This is a genomic window from Anaerolineales bacterium (genome assembly GCA_003105035.1).
In the GTDB taxonomy this organism is placed as follows: Bacteria; Chloroflexota; Anaerolineae; order Anaerolineales; family UBA4823; genus FEB-25.
Window position 1 is genome coordinate 129,703 of the sequence record PQAL01000003.1, and the last position, 19,262, is coordinate 148,964.

Annotated in this window: 16 protein-coding genes; 10 read left to right on the forward strand and 6 right to left on the reverse strand. The window is 52.1% G+C overall.

What is annotated here, in order from left to right; translation table 11 throughout:
* Window positions 1–155 precede the first annotated feature (155 nt).
* The 4 genes from C3F13_01880 to C3F13_01895 all read left to right on the forward strand — a co-directional run bounded on the left by C3F13_01880 (window position 156) and on the right by C3F13_01895 (window position 3,255).
* A complete protein-coding gene (locus C3F13_01880; protein ID PWB56311.1) occupies window positions 156–1,154 on the forward strand; it encodes a hypothetical protein in 999 nt (332 codons plus the stop codon).
* A gap of 113 nt (window positions 1,155–1,267) precedes the next feature.
* Complete coding sequence (locus C3F13_01885; protein PWB56312.1) at window positions 1,268–1,669, forward strand: glyoxalase; 402 nt, start codon at window positions 1,268–1,270, stop codon at window positions 1,667–1,669.
* Window positions 1,670–1,846: 177 nt separating this feature from the next.
* Window positions 1,847–2,962 carry a hypothetical protein gene (locus C3F13_01890; protein PWB56313.1) on the forward strand — a complete coding sequence of 372 codons (1,116 nt, stop codon included), beginning with the start codon at window positions 1,847–1,849 and terminating at the stop codon, window positions 2,960–2,962.
* Window positions 2,959–3,255 carry a hypothetical protein gene (locus tag C3F13_01895; protein ID PWB56314.1) on the forward strand — a complete coding sequence of 99 codons (297 nt, stop codon included), beginning with the start codon at window positions 2,959–2,961 and terminating at the stop codon, window positions 3,253–3,255. The genes C3F13_01890 and C3F13_01895 overlap by 4 nt, the downstream gene beginning before the upstream one ends.
* Before the next feature lie 401 nt (window positions 3,256–3,656).
* On the opposite strand, the gene C3F13_01900 is transcribed toward C3F13_01895, so the two are convergent.
* Window positions 3,657–7,229 carry a hypothetical protein gene (locus C3F13_01900; protein ID PWB56315.1) on the reverse strand — a complete coding sequence of 1,191 codons (3,573 nt, stop codon included), beginning with the start codon at window positions 7,227–7,229 and terminating at the stop codon, window positions 3,657–3,659.
* Window positions 7,230–7,447: 218 nt separating this feature from the next.
* Here C3F13_01900 and C3F13_01905 point away from each other — a divergent pair, with 218 nt between their 5' ends.
* Window positions 7,448–7,687, forward strand: a complete 240-nt coding sequence (locus C3F13_01905; GenBank protein PWB56316.1) for a hypothetical protein — start codon at window positions 7,448–7,450, stop codon at window positions 7,685–7,687.
* 80 nt (window positions 7,688–7,767) lie between these two features.
* Window positions 7,768–8,235 (forward strand): hypothetical protein, encoded by a 468-nt coding sequence (locus C3F13_01910; protein ID PWB56317.1) that lies wholly within the window; start codon window positions 7,768–7,770, stop codon window positions 8,233–8,235.
* Between the two features lie 317 nt (window positions 8,236–8,552).
* On the opposite strand, the gene C3F13_01915 is transcribed toward C3F13_01910, so the two are convergent.
* Window positions 8,553–9,143: a hypothetical protein gene (locus C3F13_01915; GenBank protein PWB56318.1), complete on the reverse strand. Its 591-nt coding sequence runs from the start codon at window positions 9,141–9,143 to the stop codon at window positions 8,553–8,555.
* 175 nt (window positions 9,144–9,318) lie between these two features.
* On the opposite strand from C3F13_01915, the gene C3F13_01920 reads away from it, so the two are divergent.
* Window positions 9,319–9,555, forward strand: a complete 237-nt coding sequence (locus tag C3F13_01920) for a hypothetical protein (GenBank protein ID PWB56319.1) — start codon at window positions 9,319–9,321, stop codon at window positions 9,553–9,555.
* Here C3F13_01920 and C3F13_01925 read toward each other — a convergent pair.
* Window positions 9,523–11,994: a hypothetical protein gene (locus C3F13_01925; GenBank protein ID PWB56320.1), complete on the reverse strand. Its 2,472-nt coding sequence runs from the start codon at window positions 11,992–11,994 to the stop codon at window positions 9,523–9,525. The two genes, C3F13_01920 and C3F13_01925, sit on opposite strands and share 33 nt — an antisense overlap.
* Before the next feature lie 230 nt (window positions 11,995–12,224).
* Here C3F13_01925 and C3F13_01930 point away from each other — a divergent pair, with 230 nt between their 5' ends.
* Window positions 12,225–12,473, forward strand: coding sequence for a hypothetical protein (locus tag C3F13_01930; protein PWB56321.1), 249 nt, complete (start codon window positions 12,225–12,227; stop codon window positions 12,471–12,473).
* 8 nt (window positions 12,474–12,481) lie between these two features.
* Here the strand turns inward: C3F13_01930 and C3F13_01935 are convergent, their stop codons facing one another.
* Window positions 12,482–13,741 (reverse strand): cysteine desulfurase-like protein, encoded by a 1,260-nt coding sequence (locus C3F13_01935; GenBank protein ID PWB56322.1) that lies wholly within the window; start codon window positions 13,739–13,741, stop codon window positions 12,482–12,484.
* A gap of 115 nt (window positions 13,742–13,856) precedes the next feature.
* Complete coding sequence (locus C3F13_01940) at window positions 13,857–14,462, reverse strand: molybdenum cofactor guanylyltransferase (GenBank protein ID PWB56323.1); 606 nt, start codon at window positions 14,460–14,462, stop codon at window positions 13,857–13,859.
* An 89-nt stretch (window positions 14,463–14,551) separates the two neighbouring features.
* Here C3F13_01940 and amrS point away from each other — a divergent pair, with 89 nt between their 5' ends.
* Entirely contained in the window at window positions 14,552–15,667 is a 1,116-nt protein-coding gene (gene amrS / locus C3F13_01945; protein ID PWB56324.1) for an AmmeMemoRadiSam system radical SAM enzyme, read from the forward strand.
* Between the two features lie 29 nt (window positions 15,668–15,696).
* On the opposite strand, the gene C3F13_01950 is transcribed toward amrS, so the two are convergent.
* Window positions 15,697–16,722, reverse strand: coding sequence for a hypothetical protein (locus C3F13_01950; protein ID PWB56325.1), 1,026 nt, complete (start codon window positions 16,720–16,722; stop codon window positions 15,697–15,699).
* A gap of 54 nt (window positions 16,723–16,776) precedes the next feature.
* Here C3F13_01950 and C3F13_01955 point away from each other — a divergent pair, with 54 nt between their 5' ends.
* A complete protein-coding gene (locus tag C3F13_01955) occupies window positions 16,777–19,227 on the forward strand; it encodes a hypothetical protein (protein ID PWB56326.1) in 2,451 nt (816 codons plus the stop codon).
* The last annotated feature ends 35 nt before the right edge of the window (window positions 19,228–19,262 follow it).

Sequence of the window (19,262 nt, forward strand, 5' to 3'; positions counted from 1 at the left end):
GGATGTGCCGGTGAAGATTGAATAATACCTTGGGGGTATCCCCCCAGTTAATTATAACTCCGCTGGTCAAGAAAATCCCCGTTGTAGCTGTATTTGGTTCCCGGAACCATGCTGCTCATACCATCTTGCTAATGATAGAATCTAGCTGATAAGCAATGCAAGCTCCAATCGATTGGCTGCTCCAGGGTGAATCCTGGGTGCAATATCGAACCAGGTTGGACCTGCTCGGGCAAGACGAAAATGACCCGCAGGTAGTGGAAGCACGCGGGTTGATGCTGGCAGACCTGCACGTAAAAGACCTGATCGCCGAGCTATCAGGCTGGCCAGGCAAGGTCATCTCCAGCCACAAGAGCGCTGGGCAGCCCTTCCATAAGCTAACCTTCCTGGCAGACCTTGGTCTCAAAGCCTCTGACCCAGGCATGGATGTTATCGTTGAGCGCATCCTGCAACACCAATCCGTCGAAGGCCCTTTCCAATTGTCAGCCAACATCCCGGCCCATTATGGCGGCTCCGGACAGGATACCTGGGCCTGGGCGTTGTGCGATGCCCCGCTGATTGTCTATGCTTTGGCGAAGTTCGGCTTACAGCACCAGCCTGGCGTAGAGAAAGCCATGTCTCACCTCTTAGGATTGGTGAGGGATAACGGCTGGCCATGCGCAGTGTCTAAGGAATTGGGAAATTTTCGCGGCCCAGGGCGTAAAGAAGATCCTTGCCCGTTTGCCACGCTGGCGATGTTAAAGACTTTGTCAGCTTTCAGCGAACAGCGTTACGTCCCCGAATGCCGGGCCGGCGCCGAATCCCTGCTGAGCCTGTGGCATGACAGCCTCACCCGTCACCCTTATATCTTCTACATGGGAACCGACTTTCGCAAACTCAAGCTGCCGTTTGTTTGGTATGACTTGCTGCATGTGCTGGAGGTGCTGTCTCACTTCACCTGGCTGAAGGTTGACCCACGCTACCAGGACATGCTCGCGATCCTGCTCAGCAAGGCGGACAGCCAGGGAGGCTTTACTTTAGAATCGATCTGGACCGCCTGGAAGGAATGGGAATTCGGCCAGAAAAAGCAGCCGTCACGTTGGCTGACCCTGGCTGCCTGGAGGATATTTAAACGGGCAGGGATGGCATCGGACAAACCGCTGACTTTTCTTTCTTGAAGCTCTGGACCAAACATCATGATCGCAGAGCAATTAGATTGTATTTGTGGTAATATTATCAATGGGGATTTTCCTTTCTAGGGGACGAGGTAGACTTTTCGGAGGATAGACCTATGCAAATCAATCTGACAAGCATCCTGGTTGACGATCAGGAGAAAGCCTTGAAGTTTTATACCGATAAGCTGGGGTTCGAGAAGATGGCGGATATCGCGCTAGGGGAGTACCGCTGGCTAACGGTCACTTCACCAGAAGGAACAGCCGGGGTTGAGCTGGTGCTTGAGCCGATGGGTATCCCGGCCGCGCGAGCGTACCAGAGCGCCTTGTTTACCGCCGGGATGCCACTCACGGCTTTTCGCACGGATGATATAGAAAGTGAATATAGGCGCTTGAAAGAAAAAGGCGTTTTCTTTAGGGGTGAGCCTGTCGAGGCTGGTCCGATCAAAACGGTGTTATTTGAAGATACCTGCGGTAACCTTATCAACCTGGTCCAGGCCTTGATGAAACCAAACCCGTGAGCGGCTGTGGGGATGAAGGGCTGAAGGGGAAGAAGAATTGGAGAAAGCCTCAGCAATGCCAATTCTTTCCAATGGTACTATTGATGTTCGGATATAGAATATTTAAATAAATGCGGTAATCATCCGCTAATGTACGAATTTAAGCACCATGATATACGAGCAGAAGGGAGACTACTCATGAGTAAAGTCAGGCTATTGGTAGGGACACGCAAGGGGGCATTTGTTTTAACCTCCGATGCCACCCGTGAAACCTGGGATATAAGCGGTCCACATTTCGCAGGCTGGGAGATATACCATCTCAAGGGGTCACTGCTCAATCCCGATCGAATCTATGCTTCACAGTCCAACAGCTGGTTTGGTCAGGTGATCCAACGCTCGGATGACGGCGGCATCACCTGGCAAGCAGTCGGTAATAAGTTTATCTATGAAGGCGGTCCGGAGACGCATCAGTGGTACGATGGCTCTCAGCGCCCTTGGGCCTTCAAGCGTATCTGGAAGCTGGAGCCTTCACTGAGCGACCCTGAAGCAGTCTATGCTGGAGCGGAAGATGCAGCCCTGTTTTACTCCAAGGATGGTGGACAAAACTGGCAGGAGCTGCCTGCTTTACGCGATGTGAAGGGAAACTTATGGCAGCCTGGTGCAGGCGGTATGTGCCTGCATACCATCTTGCAAGACCAGGCAGACCCGAAGCGATTATTTACCGCTATCTCTGCAGCTGGTGCCTTCCGCACAGATGATGGTGGAGAAACCTGGCGAGCGATCACGCATGGCTTGATATCGCCCTTCGAGCTTCCTGATCCTGACGCAGAAGTTGGGCACTGCGTGCACTGCATCGCCCTGCACCCCACCCATCCAGGCCAGCTGTACATGCAGAAGCATTGGGATGTCATGCGTTCCGACGATGCCGGTGAGCTGTGGTACGAGGTCAGTGGTAACCTGCCGACGGATTTCGGTTTCACCATCGCGGTGCACTGCCATGAGCCCAACACCATTTATGTAGTCCCCATCAAAAGCGATTCGGAACACTACCCCCTGGATGGCAAACTGCGCGTATACCGCAGCCGGACAGGCGGTAACGAATGGGAAGCTCTAACGAAAGGCTTACCGCAGAGCAATTGCTACGTCAACGTGTTACGCAGCGCCATGTCGCTGGATGCGCTGGATCCGTGCGGGATCTATTTCGGTACGACCGGCGGGCAGGTCTATTACTCCATCGATTCGGGCGATAACTGGTCCACTATCGTCAGAGATTTCCCGCCCGTTCTATCGGTTGAAGCAATGGCGCTACCATGATCAGAGTTCAGCTGCCTGCGCAACTATGCACCCTGGCAAATGTAGGGCACCAGGTGGAGCTGGAAGTGGCTGGTCCTGCCACTGTTTCCACAGTACTTGACGCCCTTGAAGCCAGCTACCCGATGCTGCGCGGGACGATTCGAGACCAGGTTACTGCCGAGAGGCGCCCGTTTGTTCGCTTTTTTGTGAGTGGTGAAGATATCTCGTTGGAGTCACCCACCAATCCGCTACCTGAAGAAATTACCTCAGGGGAGGAAGTTTTCAAGGTGATCGGGGCTATGGCAGGCGGGTGAACCAGACAAATATCAACAAATTATTCCTTACATCTAAGGACTTTGTAAAGCGATTTGCCCCAATGCATCTCCAAACTGCTTGATCTCCTCCACAGTGTTGTAATGCACCGGCCCGACTTGTACCATCCCACCTCAATCCTCCAGCCCAGGCGCTCGGTAACGGCCAGGGCATAGTAATTTCAATCCCATACGAAGATATTAGCCTAATCCAGCTTTGTTGATTACCTTGCATGGAGTGAAGGACCACCCGGCGGCGAGGTGTATTTTTGGTAGGTGAGGGGCAGGTGAGGGGCAGGTGGACACACGCCCGTTTAATCGCCGGATTTCCTTCACCAGTAAACCGACCTTTCGGAATTGTGTTTAGCAGAATTACTAAAAATCAGCTCCTGACGATACAACGATTATTTCAGCTCTGAGAGCAAAGAACTGGCATGCTCAAGGTCGTAGGTGTCGAAGCCTTCAGTGAACCAGCTGTGGATTTCCGAAATCATGGGTAGTGCATCACTCCCCTTCCCTTGCATCTGCCATAGGCATGCCAGGCTGGTTGTTGAACGGAGTTCCCAGGACTTGGCATTCTGATCCCGTGCAACCTTGATCGCTTCGCTGAAGCATGCCTCAGCCTGGGCTTCCTTCCCTTGTGCAATGAAAAGCTCCCCTTTAAGCCGCTTGAGCTCGGCCTCATAATACCGCTCGCCAGTCTCTTCCACTAATGCCAGCCCCTGATCAAAGGCTTCCAATGCTGCATCTAAATTTCTATCCAGGTAATAGCTGCGAGCCAGTAAGGCTTGATAATGCGGAAGAAAGCTACGCGCATTCATTTCTTTATGTTTGACTATCCCTGACAATATTTGAGCTATACCTTCTTCAATATGACCTGTTTCCGCTTGAGCCCAACCCATGACAACCAGGTTGTACGCTTGAAAGAAAGTAAAACTATACTTATTCACGAATTCCAACGCATTAGCGGTTCCTTTGTAAGCCAAAGTGATATCGTTGCGCAACTGATGGATCATGGAATCGGCCAGGGTGAAGGCATACCCCAAACTAAAAGTATGATCGACGGACTGAGCCAAGGCAAGCGCTTGTTGCCTACGCTGCATGGCTTGATCCGGATAGCCCAGCATCCACAGACTCAGCATTGCCCAACAGAGGCCAGCAACTCCTAGGTCCTGTCCCATAATAAAAGCAGAAGTGCGGTGTTGAGCAGGATCATATAAGGCAATAGCTTTTTCAAAGAGGCTCAAAGCTTTTCTAAATTCTCCCTGGTGAAACTTTACGACACCCTGGGCATGAACCCCGATAGCTTCCATGATTACATCTTGATTTTGCTGAGCTATATGAGTTAGTCGCGTGGCAAATTCCAAAGCTACTTGATGGTCACCGTGTGTCGTGTTAACCAGGAAAAGACGCAAAAGCGTTCCCATGAGCTCACGTGCACCACCCGTATTTCGGACGAGCACGCTGGCTCGCTTTACCACTTTATCAAGCTCAGGAGATATATAGCCTTTAATGGCTAGCAACGGTATGGTTAAGGCAACCAGGATTTTTAGCTCTAGTTGGTTGTTCTCAGGCGAATCAGGTTGTGTGGCCAGAAGTTGTAAAGCTTGATAATAGTGGAACATACCTTCTTCATTCGCAGACAGGCGTACCGCTCTCTCCCCAGACTGGTAGTGGTATCTGGCAGCTTTGATCGCCATCCCGGCTTCCTGGAAATGTCTGGCAAGCTGAGGTGCAAACACCATGATCTGATCTGGAAGGTTTTGATACAATCCCTCGATAACGGTGCCGACTGCTTCGTGCAAGTGTTCCCTTTCAATTTTATCCAAGCTGGAATAAAGATATTTTTGGAACAGGATATGGCGAAAATGATAGTACGAAAGTCGCTGACCATCTAAATGTTTTGTGCCTTGGGCTTGAATTAGACGATGCTTGCGGTCTAACTCACCGCTAAGCAAATCGACCATTTCAGCATCAGATATCTTTTTCACTCTTCCCACAACTTCTGCGGCGAACACATCACCTTCGATGCTGGCTAACCGCAGAATACTATGTTCTAGACCTGATAATCGATTGATGCGTTCAGCAATCGCAGCTTCAAGGCGAGCGGGTAATTCTTCCCAATTTAGAGCCGAACCTTCGATCCAGCGGTCTTGCGAATCCTTTACTAAATCCCCACGCTCTTGCATGCCACGCAACAGCTCAAGTGTAAATAATGGGTGACCTTTGGTTAACTTGAATAACGTCTTTCGAAAATTGCCTCCCAGTTGGTTTGGTTCGCTTTCAATTAAATCCTCAACAAATGAGTATCCCTCTGCTTGCTCAATGTCGATATTGATCACTCCGTGATCTCGCTGGAATTCGTGGATAACTGTCAGAAGGGGGTGCGGTTGTGAATTTCTACCGAGTAATACTTCTTCCGTACGGTATGCACCGATGAGCAATATGGAGGTATCCTGTAAATGCTTTCCAAGATGCAAGAGTAGATTAATGGATCCTTGATCAGTCCATTGCAAATCGTCCACCAAAATTAGCAAAGGTCTGTGAACTGCTAATTCTCTTATTATTCGAGTAAATTGCTCAAGCAAGGCATATTGTGTAAGAGCATGCCCTCCCTGCGTTGATGACTTCTGCGCCACAAACTCAGTGATGTCTCGGATCCAATCAATTTGCGCGGGCAGGCAAGCTTTAACTCTTTGAACCAGGGCATCACCTGGGAGGAGCATTTTGATTAGGTCGCGCCCATGCTCCAATAATACCGGCACAACCAGGGACATATTATTCCATAAACGGATAGTGTATTCATTTGGCATCGTTCTAGCTATCCCGCTCGATTCGACATCCCCTGTTAACAACCCAAGAATTTCTCGGAAGGGCAGGTATGGGTCACCAATTCCTGTATGAGCATTGCAGCTACCACGTACAACGATTAAATCATCGTACATTTCAAACGCGCGATAGGCAAATTCATTGATCAGGGCGGTTTTACCACTGCCGGCTTCACCTGATACGAATATCACCTGACCCGATCCATCGATGGATCGGCGTAAGGAATTAGCTAATTGGGATAATTCGCTTTGCCTGGCGAAGAATGGTTGTCGCTCAAGCCTGACCATCGGCCCTACTGGCATAAATGAGCCAGGTGGTGAAAAAAGCGGCGTCGCTTGTAAATGAGTTGCTGTATTTACTGTTATCTCACCCTGTTGAATTTGTTCGTACAGGGCCTTTGTTTTTTCATCCGGCTCAATCCCTAGTTCTTTTCCTAATATTCGACGACATGTTTCGTATTGAATTAACGCCTTGGCACGCTGTCCACTGATTGCCAGTAACTTCATCAGTTGACGGTGTGCAGACTCCTGCCACGGATCTAGCTCCACCTGGTGCCAAGCGAAATATAGTGCTTGTTCATAATGGCATGCTTGAAGGTGGTACTCCGTCAGTTGGTGAAGCGCCTCGATTACGAGTCGATGGAAGCGCTCTCGGTTGAGTAAGATCCACTCATCGAATGCAGGACTGCCATGCAAGGAGAAGCCTTCTAAAAATTCTCCCCGAAACGAATCTACTGCTTGCTCCAAGATTGACACGTCGGGCATTATCCGGTTGCCAGATTTAAACTGATGGGCAACCTCTTCGAATATAGCAACATCGATCCATAGATCATTGGTTGGATTGATCTGGATCGTTTGTGGAGTGGCGGCAAGGATATCACCTGAAGAATTCGGCTCGCATGAGCTGGTTTGCGCACTCAGGATGCGACGGAGATTGGTTAATGCATAACGTAAATTGGCACGCGCGGATTTTTCGGGTATTTCTGGCCACAATAACCCCGCCAGCTTTTCTCGGCGATGAGGCTTTATCTCTTCGGTACACAAGTAAGCTAGTAAGGCGCGCGCCTTATCCGAGCGAAAACCTTCAATAGGTACGCCATTGAGATAAACCTGGAAGGGCCCGAATAGTCGAACAGTAATCGCAACCAAATATCACCCCCGAAGAATTTCCTGATCCGTGGTCTCGCGGTGTATTCATTATAGCAGAAAGGAAGCAGAGGTATTTTTTATCGAAAGAATAACGCAGGATTCTCCGATTGATTTGGGATTTGTCCACGTTTTAACAACGTTTTGACTGCGTGCATTTGTTATTGTGAATGTACAGGGAGCTTTGAGCAGGCGTGAAACAGCAAAAAACCGGGACTGTTATGCCGGAAGAGTATTTATCATATGTACTCCGCCTATGGTGTGAGGGCAAACCTGGAAGCAGATGGCTGAGCTCGCTTCAGAATCCGATTACCGGGGAGCGAATTGGATTCGCAGATATGGATGAATTGTTCGAATTCCTGCGCAAGAAGACCAGACAAGGAGATACATTCCAACGGGACAACGACACTGAGGAGGTGAAAGATCAAAAATTAAACGATTACCCTACCATCTGTGACTAGTTGAGTGCTCAGTATATAAAAAAATAATTCCATTCGTCTAAACAACAAACATTTTCGATTACTCAAAAGGAAAATATAAAATGAATACCAGAAGAATAATCATCAACTTTACAGTAATCGCCATCCTGCTCACATTGTCGATACCGACTACAGCGCGTGCCGATAACAACCGGATTTACTTCACAGGAATTGAGACTGGCTGCGAGGATTGGGTGGTAGAGCGGGAGTGGATGGCTGGTCGAACTTACCACCTTAGGATAGACAATCAAATATGTCATGAAGTAGCTGATCTTCCACAATTTACTGGTATTCTGTATCCGTACGATGGCGTGATAAATTTAGGTGGAATGTTTCTTACGATAAATGGCAAGTTCCGTATGGAAACCGAGGAGGGTGGAGTTTGGGTAGGTAATTTCGAATTATCGGCAAATTCCAATACTATTTCTGGTGTAGGTCATGGGGAAGGAATCTATGCAGGTCAGCAGATGCGTGTATTTACGAATAATGAAACCGGTGAGTTCTGGGGATACATTATCACTGGTGGATGAGTTGAGCAGTCTTAATTGACTCGCGATTCGATCTATGGTTGACCCATAGATCGAACTTGTTCATTGAAGTGGCTCAGACTTTCCTGGAAATAGCATGTGGTTTCACTCGATTGTCTTTCAAATGCCTCCAACGTATCTCATTCTTGTTTATATAATATAACCCCTGAGATATGACTTGCTAAACTACGGTTCTGTTCATCAACGACAAAGTGGCTGACTGAGTTATATTGTCAAGTCAGCCCCTTGGTCTTTACAAGCTTCAAGAAAAACAAAATTCATCCTAACGGAATTGTTCCGTCTGACAAACAAATCCTATATTACGCCTCCCCTACCGCAATTCTCCCTAACGCCTTTCCAAACCTTTTGATCTCTTCTACAGTGTTGTAATGCACCGGCCCAACCCGTATCATCCCGCCTGAATCCTCCAGCCCCAGGCGCTCGGTAACCCCCAGGGCATAGTAATTTCCATCCCATACGAAGATGTTTACCTCATCCAGCTCCTCAGCGACCTGGCGGGGAGATTTCCCTTTCAGGGTGAAGGCGCAGGTAGGCACGCGTTCCTCCAAACGTCTGGTGTCTGTGATCCCGTAGATTTTCACACCAGGCGTCTCCGCCAGGATATCCAGGAGAGCCCGGCTGAGCTCATACTCATAACTGCGGATGGCAGTCATGCCCAGCTTGAAATTCAGTCTACGCCCGCTGTACTCATCCGCATAACGTTCAGCATGCTCGACGCCGTATGTCTCGCCCACCCATTCGATATACTCCAGTGCACCCAGCACCCCACACATGCCCTCGAAGTTACCGGTGCCCGTCTCGAACTTTCCAGGAGGCTCCTGGGGAGCCGGGCGGACCCTGTAAGCTGTGAGCCTATCCAGCAGGTCATAACGCCCGTACAACACCCCCATGTGCGGCCCGAAGAATTTGTTTTGCGAGACGCAATGAGCAAAACGGAAAACTGGCTTTTACGGCCAGGTTGTTGATCGAATGATTGTCTGAATAACGATCTGTGGGTAACCGGCAGGTATAATTTGAGCTATACCTGCTCGCCATGGATATTTACACTGAATTCAAGGAGTTACCATGCCCCTCGATCTTCCCACGATCCGCTCCAAGTTTCCCGCCATGAAGCGCCCGGCGATCTTCTTCGACAACCCCGGCGGCACACAGGTCGCTCAACCTGTCCTTGACCGGATGAATATTTATCTAGTAGAGCACAATGCCAGCCATGGCCACGTCATAAGCCTCACCCAGCTGGTAGCTCATCGCTCCTCCAGTATAGATCCATTATGGCACTCCGTACATGGATACCAGCGGTAGATACACCCGCTTCCCGGGAAGAGTCGTCAGCCGAAACACCCCGGAGCCCAGCAGTTGGGTGTTGACGCTCGCCTGTGTTCCTCCTTGGTTCAGCACACCCGGTTCGCTCACTGCGCCAGCGGAAATGCCCGCATAGACGAACACACGCTCGCTGTCGGTGGCGGTCACCAGGGCTCGGATGGTTCCCTGCGACATCCTGGCAGCCACTTCCCAGGTTTGTCCGTTGTCGCGGCTGCGCCACAAGCCGCTATCAAGACCACCGGCATACAATGTGGGTGGGTCGGTTAACGCATAAGCCAGCCCCCAAAACGGACGCGGGGGCTGGTTTGTCAGATATTCCCAGGAGGAACCCCCGTCCAATGAACGATAAAGGCCTTGTGTTGGCTCGTACTCAAAGAAAGACGAACCATGCGCAAAAACGATATTGGGTTGGGTTGGATGCACTGTCAGCGCAGTAATCATTCCAGGACCAGGCCAGGAGGTCAAAGCCAGCCAAGTTATGCCGCCATCAATGCTTTTATAAACACCTGAACTATTGCTACCCAGGTAGATGATGCCAGGGTTGACCGGATCAAAGGCGATGACGGAACTTCCCCCGGGAGAACTAAAGCTGCTATATGCCCAATGCTCGCCGTGGTCGTTGCTATGGAACATAACCCGGAGCGGCTCATCCCCTATTCCCGGTTGGTAGATCGTCATATCCATGAGAATATGGCCTGCTACCAGTGGATCCGGTGTGAACCAGAGATTACCTCCGAGAACCCAACCGGTATAGGTTGTGGGCAGCGTGAAGGTGATCACCCGGTAGGATAGACCCCCATCTTCGCTAAGCCCAATACAGGGCATATTCTGACACTCTGTAGAAAAAACTTCTAGGCTGTTGAAGTATATGCGCTCAGGTACAAAGGGATCCACAGCCACATTGGCCTCCCAGCCCGGATAGGGTATCTCCAGAGCCTGCCAGGATTGGCCGCCATTGTTGCTTTTCAGCACCGGGCCTATATTGGTGTTGGCATACAGCTCCTGGGGATCGAACGGTGAGACCGCCAGGGAGGTCGGTAACACCCCCGCCAGATTCTGGTTAGCATCGCTCCAAGTATTGCCCGCGTCCAAGCTCTTATAGATCCCATATCCGGTGGCGGAGTAAATCGTTGCAGGGTTCTGCGGGTCTATGGCAAAACCGTTCGTGCAGCCACACATACATGCATGCGGCGGTAGAGGAAGCCCAACCGGCTGCCAGGTATCCCCATTGTTAGAACTGACATATCCGTCCCCTACCGCAGCATACAGCGTGCCGGATATGGTGGGATGGAAGGTCACAGAAACAACACTTTCCCAAGAACCCACCGGTGTCCAGGATGTCAGACCCGGGTCCAGGCTTTTAAAGAGGCTGGGATACGGTTGACAACCTCCCGAAGCAGCCCACACTTCGTGGGACCCGTAGGGATTGACATAGAATCCACCATAAAAAATCGAGGGCAGGGCTGCAGCAAATGACCAGGTGTCACCGCCGTTTGTGCTGGTGTAAACGGTACCGGAATACGTCCCCAGGTACATGATCTCGGGGTTATCAGGGTGAAAGGCAAGTGCTATCACATTCGTATTAGTCATGCCAGTGGTCATTGTGATCCAAGTGCTGCCCCAATCGGTGGATTTGTAGAGGCCACCCCAGGGTTGAAAATCTACTTGACAACTCACCGACTTGTAAACCGTACCAGGTTGTGTGGGATGGGCGAACAGCCGCGATAGTTCATTGCATGGGCTTGCGTGAGAGAGGCTCTGCCAGGTCAGGCCACCATCGTCACTGCGGTAATTGGGAGCACCAAAACTCACATACATGGTTTGCGGATCCCCGGCATTAAAAGTGGGTCGCTCTGGAAAAGCACCGAGTATGGCCGGGTGCCATGTATCGGTTGCATCGTGGCTGGCAAACAGCCCGCTCCATCCAACCGAAGAATACACCTGGGTCGGTGTCACCGGGTTCAGGACCACATGCGAGACAATCCCCCCATACGGTCCACCGCTGGTCCACACACCGATGCCATCAGTGACGGTGAAGGCATTCGGCAGACTGCCCGTACCCCCATCGGGGTTCACCACCGTCAGGGTGTAAACCCCCTCAACCAATCCCCATGGGATGGTCGCATGCAAGGTGGTGCTGTTCACCCAGGTCACGTCCGTTAAGGAATTACTGCCGAGGAAAGCAAGCGTGCCGGACACCCCTTCAGTGAAGCCTGTCCCTGTAATGACAATCGGCGTGTCCAGGTCGTTGGGAGCAGTGGCAGGGGCAATGTCCATCACTACCGGATCATCCAGTGTCCCAGCCTTAGCATTCTTAGTAAGACGGCGACTCGTCTCATCCAGGATGCTGAACAAGAGTAGAATTGCGGTTGCGGAGGTAAAGACAATCACCAATAAGGATAATTGTTTCCTTGCCATGGCGACCTCCCCATATTCGTATGGTTATCTTCGCTTCGCGTTGCCGGGTGCTCTGCTGTCAGGTGGGCTGACGAAGTGGTTCGCTGCGAATTTATGGCTCAGCAGCATGTGAAACTGCAGTCTAATCTTCAATAATTTTGGGTTTAGGCTGCATCTGGTTAAAATAAAATGAGTATTTGATGGAGTATAACATAATCTGAGATAAGGCATGCTGCCCACGCAGGGGGGCTTTGTGGTTTTTGCTGGTGTCTGACAACTCGAGGCTGGGGTTTATCCATTGCATCCTCAGCGAAGCTGCAAATCGTATTCCTGAAGATGTTCGAACTCAATACCCAGATTTACCTTGGCTTCAGATGATAGCGGTACGCAACCACTTGATCCATGGGTATGATAGCGTGAATTTTGATATCCTGTGGGCGATTGTTCACGACGATTTGCGCGCTTTGATAATCCGATTACAAGAGATTCTGGGTGCATAAAGGCACTATTAACCCGCCGTAATCCTCCCCAACACCTCCCCAAACCTCCTGATCTCTTCCAGCGTATTGTAATGCACCGGACCTACCCGCACCATGCCGCCACTGTCCTCCAACCCCAGCCTCTTGGTGACCTCCAGGGCATAGTAATTCCCGTCCCATACGTAAATATTGGCTTCATCCAGCTGCTCGGCCACCTGGCGTGGAGATTTACCTTGTAACGTGAACGCACAGGTGGGCACACGCTCCTCAAGGCGTTTAGTGTCCTTGATGCCATAGACGGTCACGCCGGGCGTCTCCGCTAAGATATCCAGGAGGGCGCGACTTAATTCGAACTCGTAGGCGCGGATGGCGCTCATCCCCAGCTTGAAGCTCAAACGGCGACCGTTATACCCTACCGCATAACGCTCGGCGTGCTCCTCCCCGTAGGTCTCGCCCACCCACTGGAGGTATTCCAGCGCACCGAGCACCCCGCACATCCCCTCGAAGTTGCCCGTGCCGGTCTCGAACTTGCCGGGGGGGTCTGAGGGGGCAGGCCGCACCTTGTAGGCGGTCAAGCGGTCGAGCAGGTCGTACTTCCCATACAGCACCCCCATGTGCGGGCCGAAGAATTTATATGACGAGCATACCAGGAAATCACTATCCAGGCGCTGCACATCGATCGGACCGTGTGGGGCGTACTGCACTGCGTCGATATAGACCAGCGCACCAGCCTCGTGGGCCATACGCGTGATTTGATCCACCGGGTTGACCGTCCCCAGTGCGTTGGAGGCATACCCGACCGCCACCAGGCGCGGCTTTTTCTCAATGGCTGCCTGCATTGCTTCCATATCCAATGTGCCATCTTCGGCATGAAAATCCACCCTGATCACCTCACAACCCCGGTCTTCAGCCGCCATCACCCACGGGGTGACGTTAGCGTCGTGATCCAGCCAGGTAACCACGATCCGGTCACCGGGGTTGAATGTGCGTACCAGCGAGCGGCTTATATTGAAGGTTAAACTGGTCATATTCGGGCCAAAGACGATTTCATGGGGGTCGGAGGCATTCAAGAAGTCCGCAGCAGCCTGGCGCGTTTCTTCCACCAAGGCATCAGATTCGCGGCTGGTGGTGAATGCTCCTTCGTGGTTGGCGTTATGCTTCACCAGGTAATCCTGCATGCGGTCAAGCACGGTGCGCGCCACTTGAGTGCCAGCCGGGTTATCCAGGTAGATGCAATCACGGCTGAGGGCAGGGAATTGTGAGCGAATTGCGGTCAGATCGAGCGGCATGAGGGGGTCTCCTGTTAGGATGTTTTTTGTTGAGCAATTATAACGTCAAGGTAATTTTGGCAGGTAATCGTGATGAAATTCGCGGCTTCTATCTGCTTTATTACAGCCGCGTTGTTTAGGCAAGCTTTCTGGCGATCGTCTCGGCTGACTTTAAATCATCATGGGTGTTGATGTTAATAAATGCCAGCTGGTCCGAATCATAAGGACGCATCTCTTCTGCAGACAGGTAATGAATATTCACTTTCTCAAACCAGGCATCCGCCCGCCGTTTTCCATCTGCGATGGCAAGGCGCACGTATGGCAGGCAAGCCTCGGCCCGGTATATCGCGTGGAAAGGCTCTGTGCCATCAATGGTGCGCGGGATACAAACATCCGCCTCCGTCTCACGCAAGGTCATCAGCTCGTATAGGAAGAGCTCTGGGCTGGCAAAGGGCATATCACACGCCACCACTGCCACGTATGGGTGGCTGGCAGCGTTCAGGGCAGTATACAAGCCACCCAAGGCGCCCAACCCAGGGAGGATATCTGGAACGGGAGTGATACCAAGGAAGCGGTAATTCTCAGGCTGGTTAGTGGTGATGATCACCTCATCGGCGATGCGGGCTAACCGGCTGAGCACGCGCATAATCAGAGGCTTACCCATGAAAGGCAGCAGAGCCTTGTCGCTGCCCATACGCTTTGATTCACCACCGGCCTGGATCGCCAGGGTCAGCATTGCCATGCCTCGAACGGTTGGGGATTTAGTAGCCTTGAAATCATTCGACCTTCAAACATGATTATAATGGGATAATCGCTAAGGAGAAGGAGCTTATGAAGACCGTAGCGGAAATCCTTGATGAAATGACCATCGAAAAGATGGACCTGGCCGAAGCTTTGCCAGATGATAGCGTGCGGTGTTTGGCGTGTGCCCACCGCTGCCTTATCCGCAAAGGGCGACGAGGCATCTGCCAGGTGCGTTTCAACCGGAACGGCAAACTGCAGGTACCATGGGGATATGTGGCAGGCTTGCAAGCCGACCCCATTGAAAAGAAACCTTTCTACCATGTGCTTCCTGGCAGTGATGCCCTGACCTTCGGCATGCTCGGCTGTGACTTTCACTGCGCCAACTGCCAGAATTGGGTGAGCTCGCAGATGCTGCGCGACCCGGCTGCCGACGAGTCGGTCCATTACCTGCGGCGTATCAGTCCTGAGCAGGTGGTGCTGGCAGCCAAAAGAGCAGGAGCCAGGGTGATCGCCTCATCCTACAATGAGCCGCTAATTACCTCCGAATGGGCCGTTGCTATATTTAAGCTGGCAATAGCGGAGGGCATCCAGTGTGTCTATGTGTCGAATGGCAATGCCACGCCTGAGGTGCTGGACTACTTGCGCCATTATTTAAGTGGCTACAAGATCGACTTGAAAACCATGCGGGATAAACAGTACCGCCAGCTGGGAGGGGTGCTAAGAAATGTACTGGATACCATACGCAAAGCCCACGAGCTTGGGTTGTGGGTGGAAGTAGTGACCCTGGTTATCCCTGGTTTCAACGACAGCACTGAGGAGCTGCTGGAAGCTGGCAGATTCATCACCTCAGTTTCCGCCGATATACCGTGGCATGTGACTGCCTTCCACCCCGATTATAAATTGACCGCATCCCCGCCTACCTCGGTTAAGACCCTGCAACGCGCCGCAGAGATCGGCCAGGAGGCGGGCCTCAAGTTTGTGTATGCCGGGAACCTGACGGGAAGTCTGCGGGAGTATGAAAACACCTACTGCACAAGGTGCCAGACCCTGCTGATCGAACGGACCGGATACGTCATCCACCAATACAAGGTTAGCGAGACTGGTACCTGCCCGAAATGTGGCGCTCAGATCCCCGGGATATGGACCGACAAGCCTGCATCGGTCAGGCTGGGTGGCTGGGGTATGCCCAGGATCTTTAGCTAGCCTATCGATTAGAAATTTGGGGTATTAAATCACTGCTTGCGCAGCGTGAGGCGCATCACCCGCCGGTCAATAGCACCGAAACGGTATTTATATTGCTCGTCCCCGCGCATGAAGTCAAAATACTGGCGCTTGTTGGTGTTCGCCCACTCCAGCAGGTAGCCCAACAGCACCCACCCGGGAGATAGCTCGCTGAAACGAAAATCCAACCCCGAGTTGTACACCCAGATATGGTTCATGTAATCGAAATTCAGGTACCCGGCAGCCTTCTCACCGTTCACTTCGATGAAGGCCAGCTGCAACCATCCAGCTTTGGCTGCTGCCTGCACAATGGCATGTATTTGCTGGCGCATGGCAGGTGTCAGGAATTTGGCTTTATCGGGGTCGTTGGTCATTAACTGCAAAAATTCGTCCGTCTCCTGGTCCAGGTTCGCGCCATCCTGGCTGATATACCAATGTACCGGCAGGTAGTATTCCTCAGAGCGGCGGATTTTCCGGCGGATTTCATGGCGCTGTTTTTTATCAACACCGCAGATATATTTCTCCCAATCGCCGGGGAGCAGGATGTAAGGGCAGTGTTGCAGGGGTTCTTCGGAATAACTCCAACCCAGTTTTTCAGCTGCCACTTTGAGCGCAGGGACGGTCGGGCTGCTTTCCAGCAGGTTGTACAAATCCAGGTGGTGGCTGGCTGGGGTTTGGTCTTGCTCCAGATACGCCAGGAGTGCTTCGCTGAATGCTGATAAGTCTTCTAGGCGGGCAATCACGTCCAAATAGTCGGATATTTCGATGCTGCCGATCAACAGCGAGGCAGGCTCGTTATCCCGGTTATTGGTCATAAATAATGGCGCAACACCGATCAGCTTACCCTGCTCATCCCGCGCAATGACTACTGCCAGGTCTCCCTGCGACCACTCGCCCCCACCCAATCCCTGCCACCAGGCCGTGATATATTCATGACGTAGAAACGGCACATGACTTGCACTTATGGCTAACAGCTCATTCCATTCCTTTTCGAGGCTGATTAACTCGGGCAGGGAACGTATGGTTTCAAGTTGCATGATTTCTCCTGAGGGTATAATCCAGGATAGATTTTACCAGTATAATCATCCGGTATGAATTCTTCCCTTGACCTAAATTTATTGCTGGTTGCCCGGCAAGGTGCCTTGGAGCCTTCGGAGCTCCCTGATCTATACGCTGTCTCGCCTCCCCGCCGAACAGCCCGTGAGCGCGAATCCGACAGCCTGATCATCTACTTCAGCATGACAGGCAATTTTCCGCTCGCACCAGGGGCCCAAACCCAGCTACTGGAACAGCTTTCGCAAAAATTCTATAAAACCACTGGAAGCCTGACTGCAGCCTTACGCTCTCTGGCTGAAACAATCAACCTACAGCTCCTTGATCGCAATTTACGCAGCACCAGCTCTGGTAAGCAGGGGATTGGCCAGCTGCTTCTGGCAGCTTTACGGTCCGATACTTTATATATTGCCCAAAGCGGTGCAGTCCAGGCATACCTGGTCACAGCTACACGCACGCAGCCCCTGTATGATCTGGAGACAACTGGTCGGGGCTTAGGGCTTAGCCGTTCCACCCCGATCAGGTTCTTGCAGCTCAAGCTGTCGGTGGAGGATTACCTGGTCCTGGCGACAGTACCTGCGCCTGCGTGGTCTGAAGCATCCTTAAGCCATCCCGCCACGGGCGGGATCGAGGCGCTGAGGCACCAGCTCACGGCTAACATGAGCCCCGAGTTTAATTCGCTCATCATTCAAGCCAAACTCGGCAGTGGTAAGATGCTGATGCTTCGCCATAAGTCTGTTAGCGAGACCCTTCCTGAACAAAAAACCCCGGTTGTGAGCTCGCCGACCCCGCCTCCGGTCGAGTTATCCGAGCTTCCCACTGTAGCTACTGATGTGCAGCAACCCACTGGAGCAGCCCTGCCACCGGTCAGTGTGCCAGTAATCCCATTACCTGAAGTGCCCCCAGAAGCTGAGCCCGACTTGCCGGTGCCTGCAGACCAACCCATCGCCGTTCCCCTCGTCGCCGCCGGAGTTTCTTTATCGAGTGGCGAAAGGAGAGAATCCGTTTCACCCACCCCTCAAATACCATCTCCGCCATCGACAGCCGAAGTGAAGATCAGCCAAGCAGAAGCGCCTGTAACAGGGTCAGATCAGCCGGCAAGCACAGTAGCTACACCAGGGCCTGCCTCCGGGGAACAGAAAAATAAAGCGCCTTCGCCCCGTCCATGGACCGGACCACTGATCAAACTTCGCCTTGCGCTGTCTTCCTTTACAGCAGCCTTTTTGCATCTCTTTGGTAAGGCATTCTCAGCGATTGGTATTGCGCTAATGCGGTTGTTGAAGAACCTATTGCCCGACGCTGATGTGTTGCGCCTGCCACAGTCCACGATGATTTTCCTTGCCATCGCCATTCCACTCATCCTGGCAGTAGTTGGTGGCATGGTTTTCCTGCAACGCGGCCAGGCCAAGCAGCACGAAATATACTACCAACAGGCAGTGGAGAAGGCTGCGTATGCTGCCACGCTCACCAATCCACTCGAGCAGCGCCTGGCACTGCAAACAGCCCTGGGTGAGCTGGACACCGCCGAAGAATATGCGGTTACCAGCCAATCGCAGGCGTTGCGCGCAGAAGTGACCAGCAGCCTGGACGCACTGGACGCGGTGAAACGCCTCGACTATCAGCCCGCCATCATCAATGGGTTGGAAAGCGGTGTCAGTGTCATCCGCATTATTGCTACGGCTGCAGATCTATATCTCCTCAATGGCACCGATGGCAGCGTTTTGCATGCCGTGCTCACCACCCGGGGCTATGAAATGGACCCCACCTTCCAATGCGGCCCAACCAGTGGGCCAATTACCGTCGGCCCCCTGGTGGATATTTCAGAGTTGCCTCCTGGCGGGTATGAAAATGCCAGCCTCCTGGGAATGGATGCAAACGGAAATCTACTCTATTGTGTGGTCGGCTCACAGCCCTACAGTGCCAGCCTGGCGCCACCCAATACCGGCCTGGGTCAACCTATCGGCATGAGCCTGGATCGCAATGACTTATACGTGCTTGATCCGACGGTCAATGCCGTGTGGATTTACCGAAATCTGGAAGTCAGCCAGCCACCGCGTCTGTTCTTCGGTGATACCGTCCCTCCGATGGAGGACGTCATTGACCTGGAAGTATATAACGATGATTTATACATGCTACACGCGGATGGTCACACCACCAAATGCACTTACAGCGCGATGGCTGAGTCACCCACACGCTGTGAAGATCCATATTCCTATTCTGATAATCGCCCTGGACGGGTGCATGGCCCAGTTGTTGAGGATACGCACTTTTCCCAGATTGACTACATATCCTTCCCTGAACGGTCAATCTTTTATCTCGACCCGGGGCACCAGGCGATTTACTATTTTAGCGTGTTGCTCACCATGCAGCACCAGTACCAGCCCAAAACGAGCCTGGCGGAAGGTGATGCAACAGCTTTTTCCATCGGCGCTAACCGGATCGCCTTTATGGCTATCGCCAACAACGTCTATTATGCGGCTATTCCGTGAGACCCGCTTTCCAGATGATAAACTCCGGAAGTACA

What these genes read in the sequence shown, in the direction of transcription:
- C3F13_01940 (PWB56323.1), bottom strand. Translation starts at nt 14,462, where the DNA reads ATGGCAATGCTGACCCTGGCGATCCAGGCCGGTGGTGAATCAAAGCGT.
- C3F13_01920 (PWB56319.1), top strand. Translation starts at nt 9,319, where the DNA reads ATGCCCCTCGATCTTCCCACGATCCGCTCCAAGTTTCCCGCCATGAAG.
- C3F13_01880 (PWB56311.1), top strand. Translation starts at nt 156, where the DNA reads ATGCAAGCTCCAATCGATTGGCTGCTCCAGGGTGAATCCTGGGTGCAA.
- C3F13_01950 (PWB56325.1), bottom strand. Translation starts at nt 16,722, where the DNA reads ATGCAACTTGAAACCATACGTTCCCTGCCCGAGTTAATCAGCCTCGAA.
- C3F13_01905 (PWB56316.1), top strand. Translation starts at nt 7,448, where the DNA reads ATGCCGGAAGAGTATTTATCATATGTACTCCGCCTATGGTGTGAGGGC.
- C3F13_01935 (PWB56322.1), bottom strand. Translation starts at nt 13,741, where the DNA reads ATGCCGCTCGATCTGACCGCAATTCGCTCACAATTCCCTGCCCTCAGC.
- C3F13_01925 (PWB56320.1), bottom strand. Translation starts at nt 11,994, where the DNA reads ATGGCAAGGAAACAATTATCCTTATTGGTGATTGTCTTTACCTCCGCA.
- C3F13_01885 (PWB56312.1), top strand. Translation starts at nt 1,268, where the DNA reads ATGCAAATCAATCTGACAAGCATCCTGGTTGACGATCAGGAGAAAGCC.
- C3F13_01955 (PWB56326.1), top strand. Translation starts at nt 16,777, where the DNA reads ATGAATTCTTCCCTTGACCTAAATTTATTGCTGGTTGCCCGGCAAGGT.
- amrS (PWB56324.1), top strand. Translation starts at nt 14,552, where the DNA reads ATGAAGACCGTAGCGGAAATCCTTGATGAAATGACCATCGAAAAGATG.
- C3F13_01890 (PWB56313.1), top strand. Translation starts at nt 1,847, where the DNA reads ATGAGTAAAGTCAGGCTATTGGTAGGGACACGCAAGGGGGCATTTGTT.
- C3F13_01895 (PWB56314.1), top strand. Translation starts at nt 2,959, where the DNA reads ATGATCAGAGTTCAGCTGCCTGCGCAACTATGCACCCTGGCAAATGTA.
- C3F13_01915 (PWB56318.1), bottom strand. Translation starts at nt 9,143, where the DNA reads ATGGGGGTGTTGTACGGGCGTTATGACCTGCTGGATAGGCTCACAGCT.
- C3F13_01910 (PWB56317.1), top strand. Translation starts at nt 7,768, where the DNA reads ATGAATACCAGAAGAATAATCATCAACTTTACAGTAATCGCCATCCTG.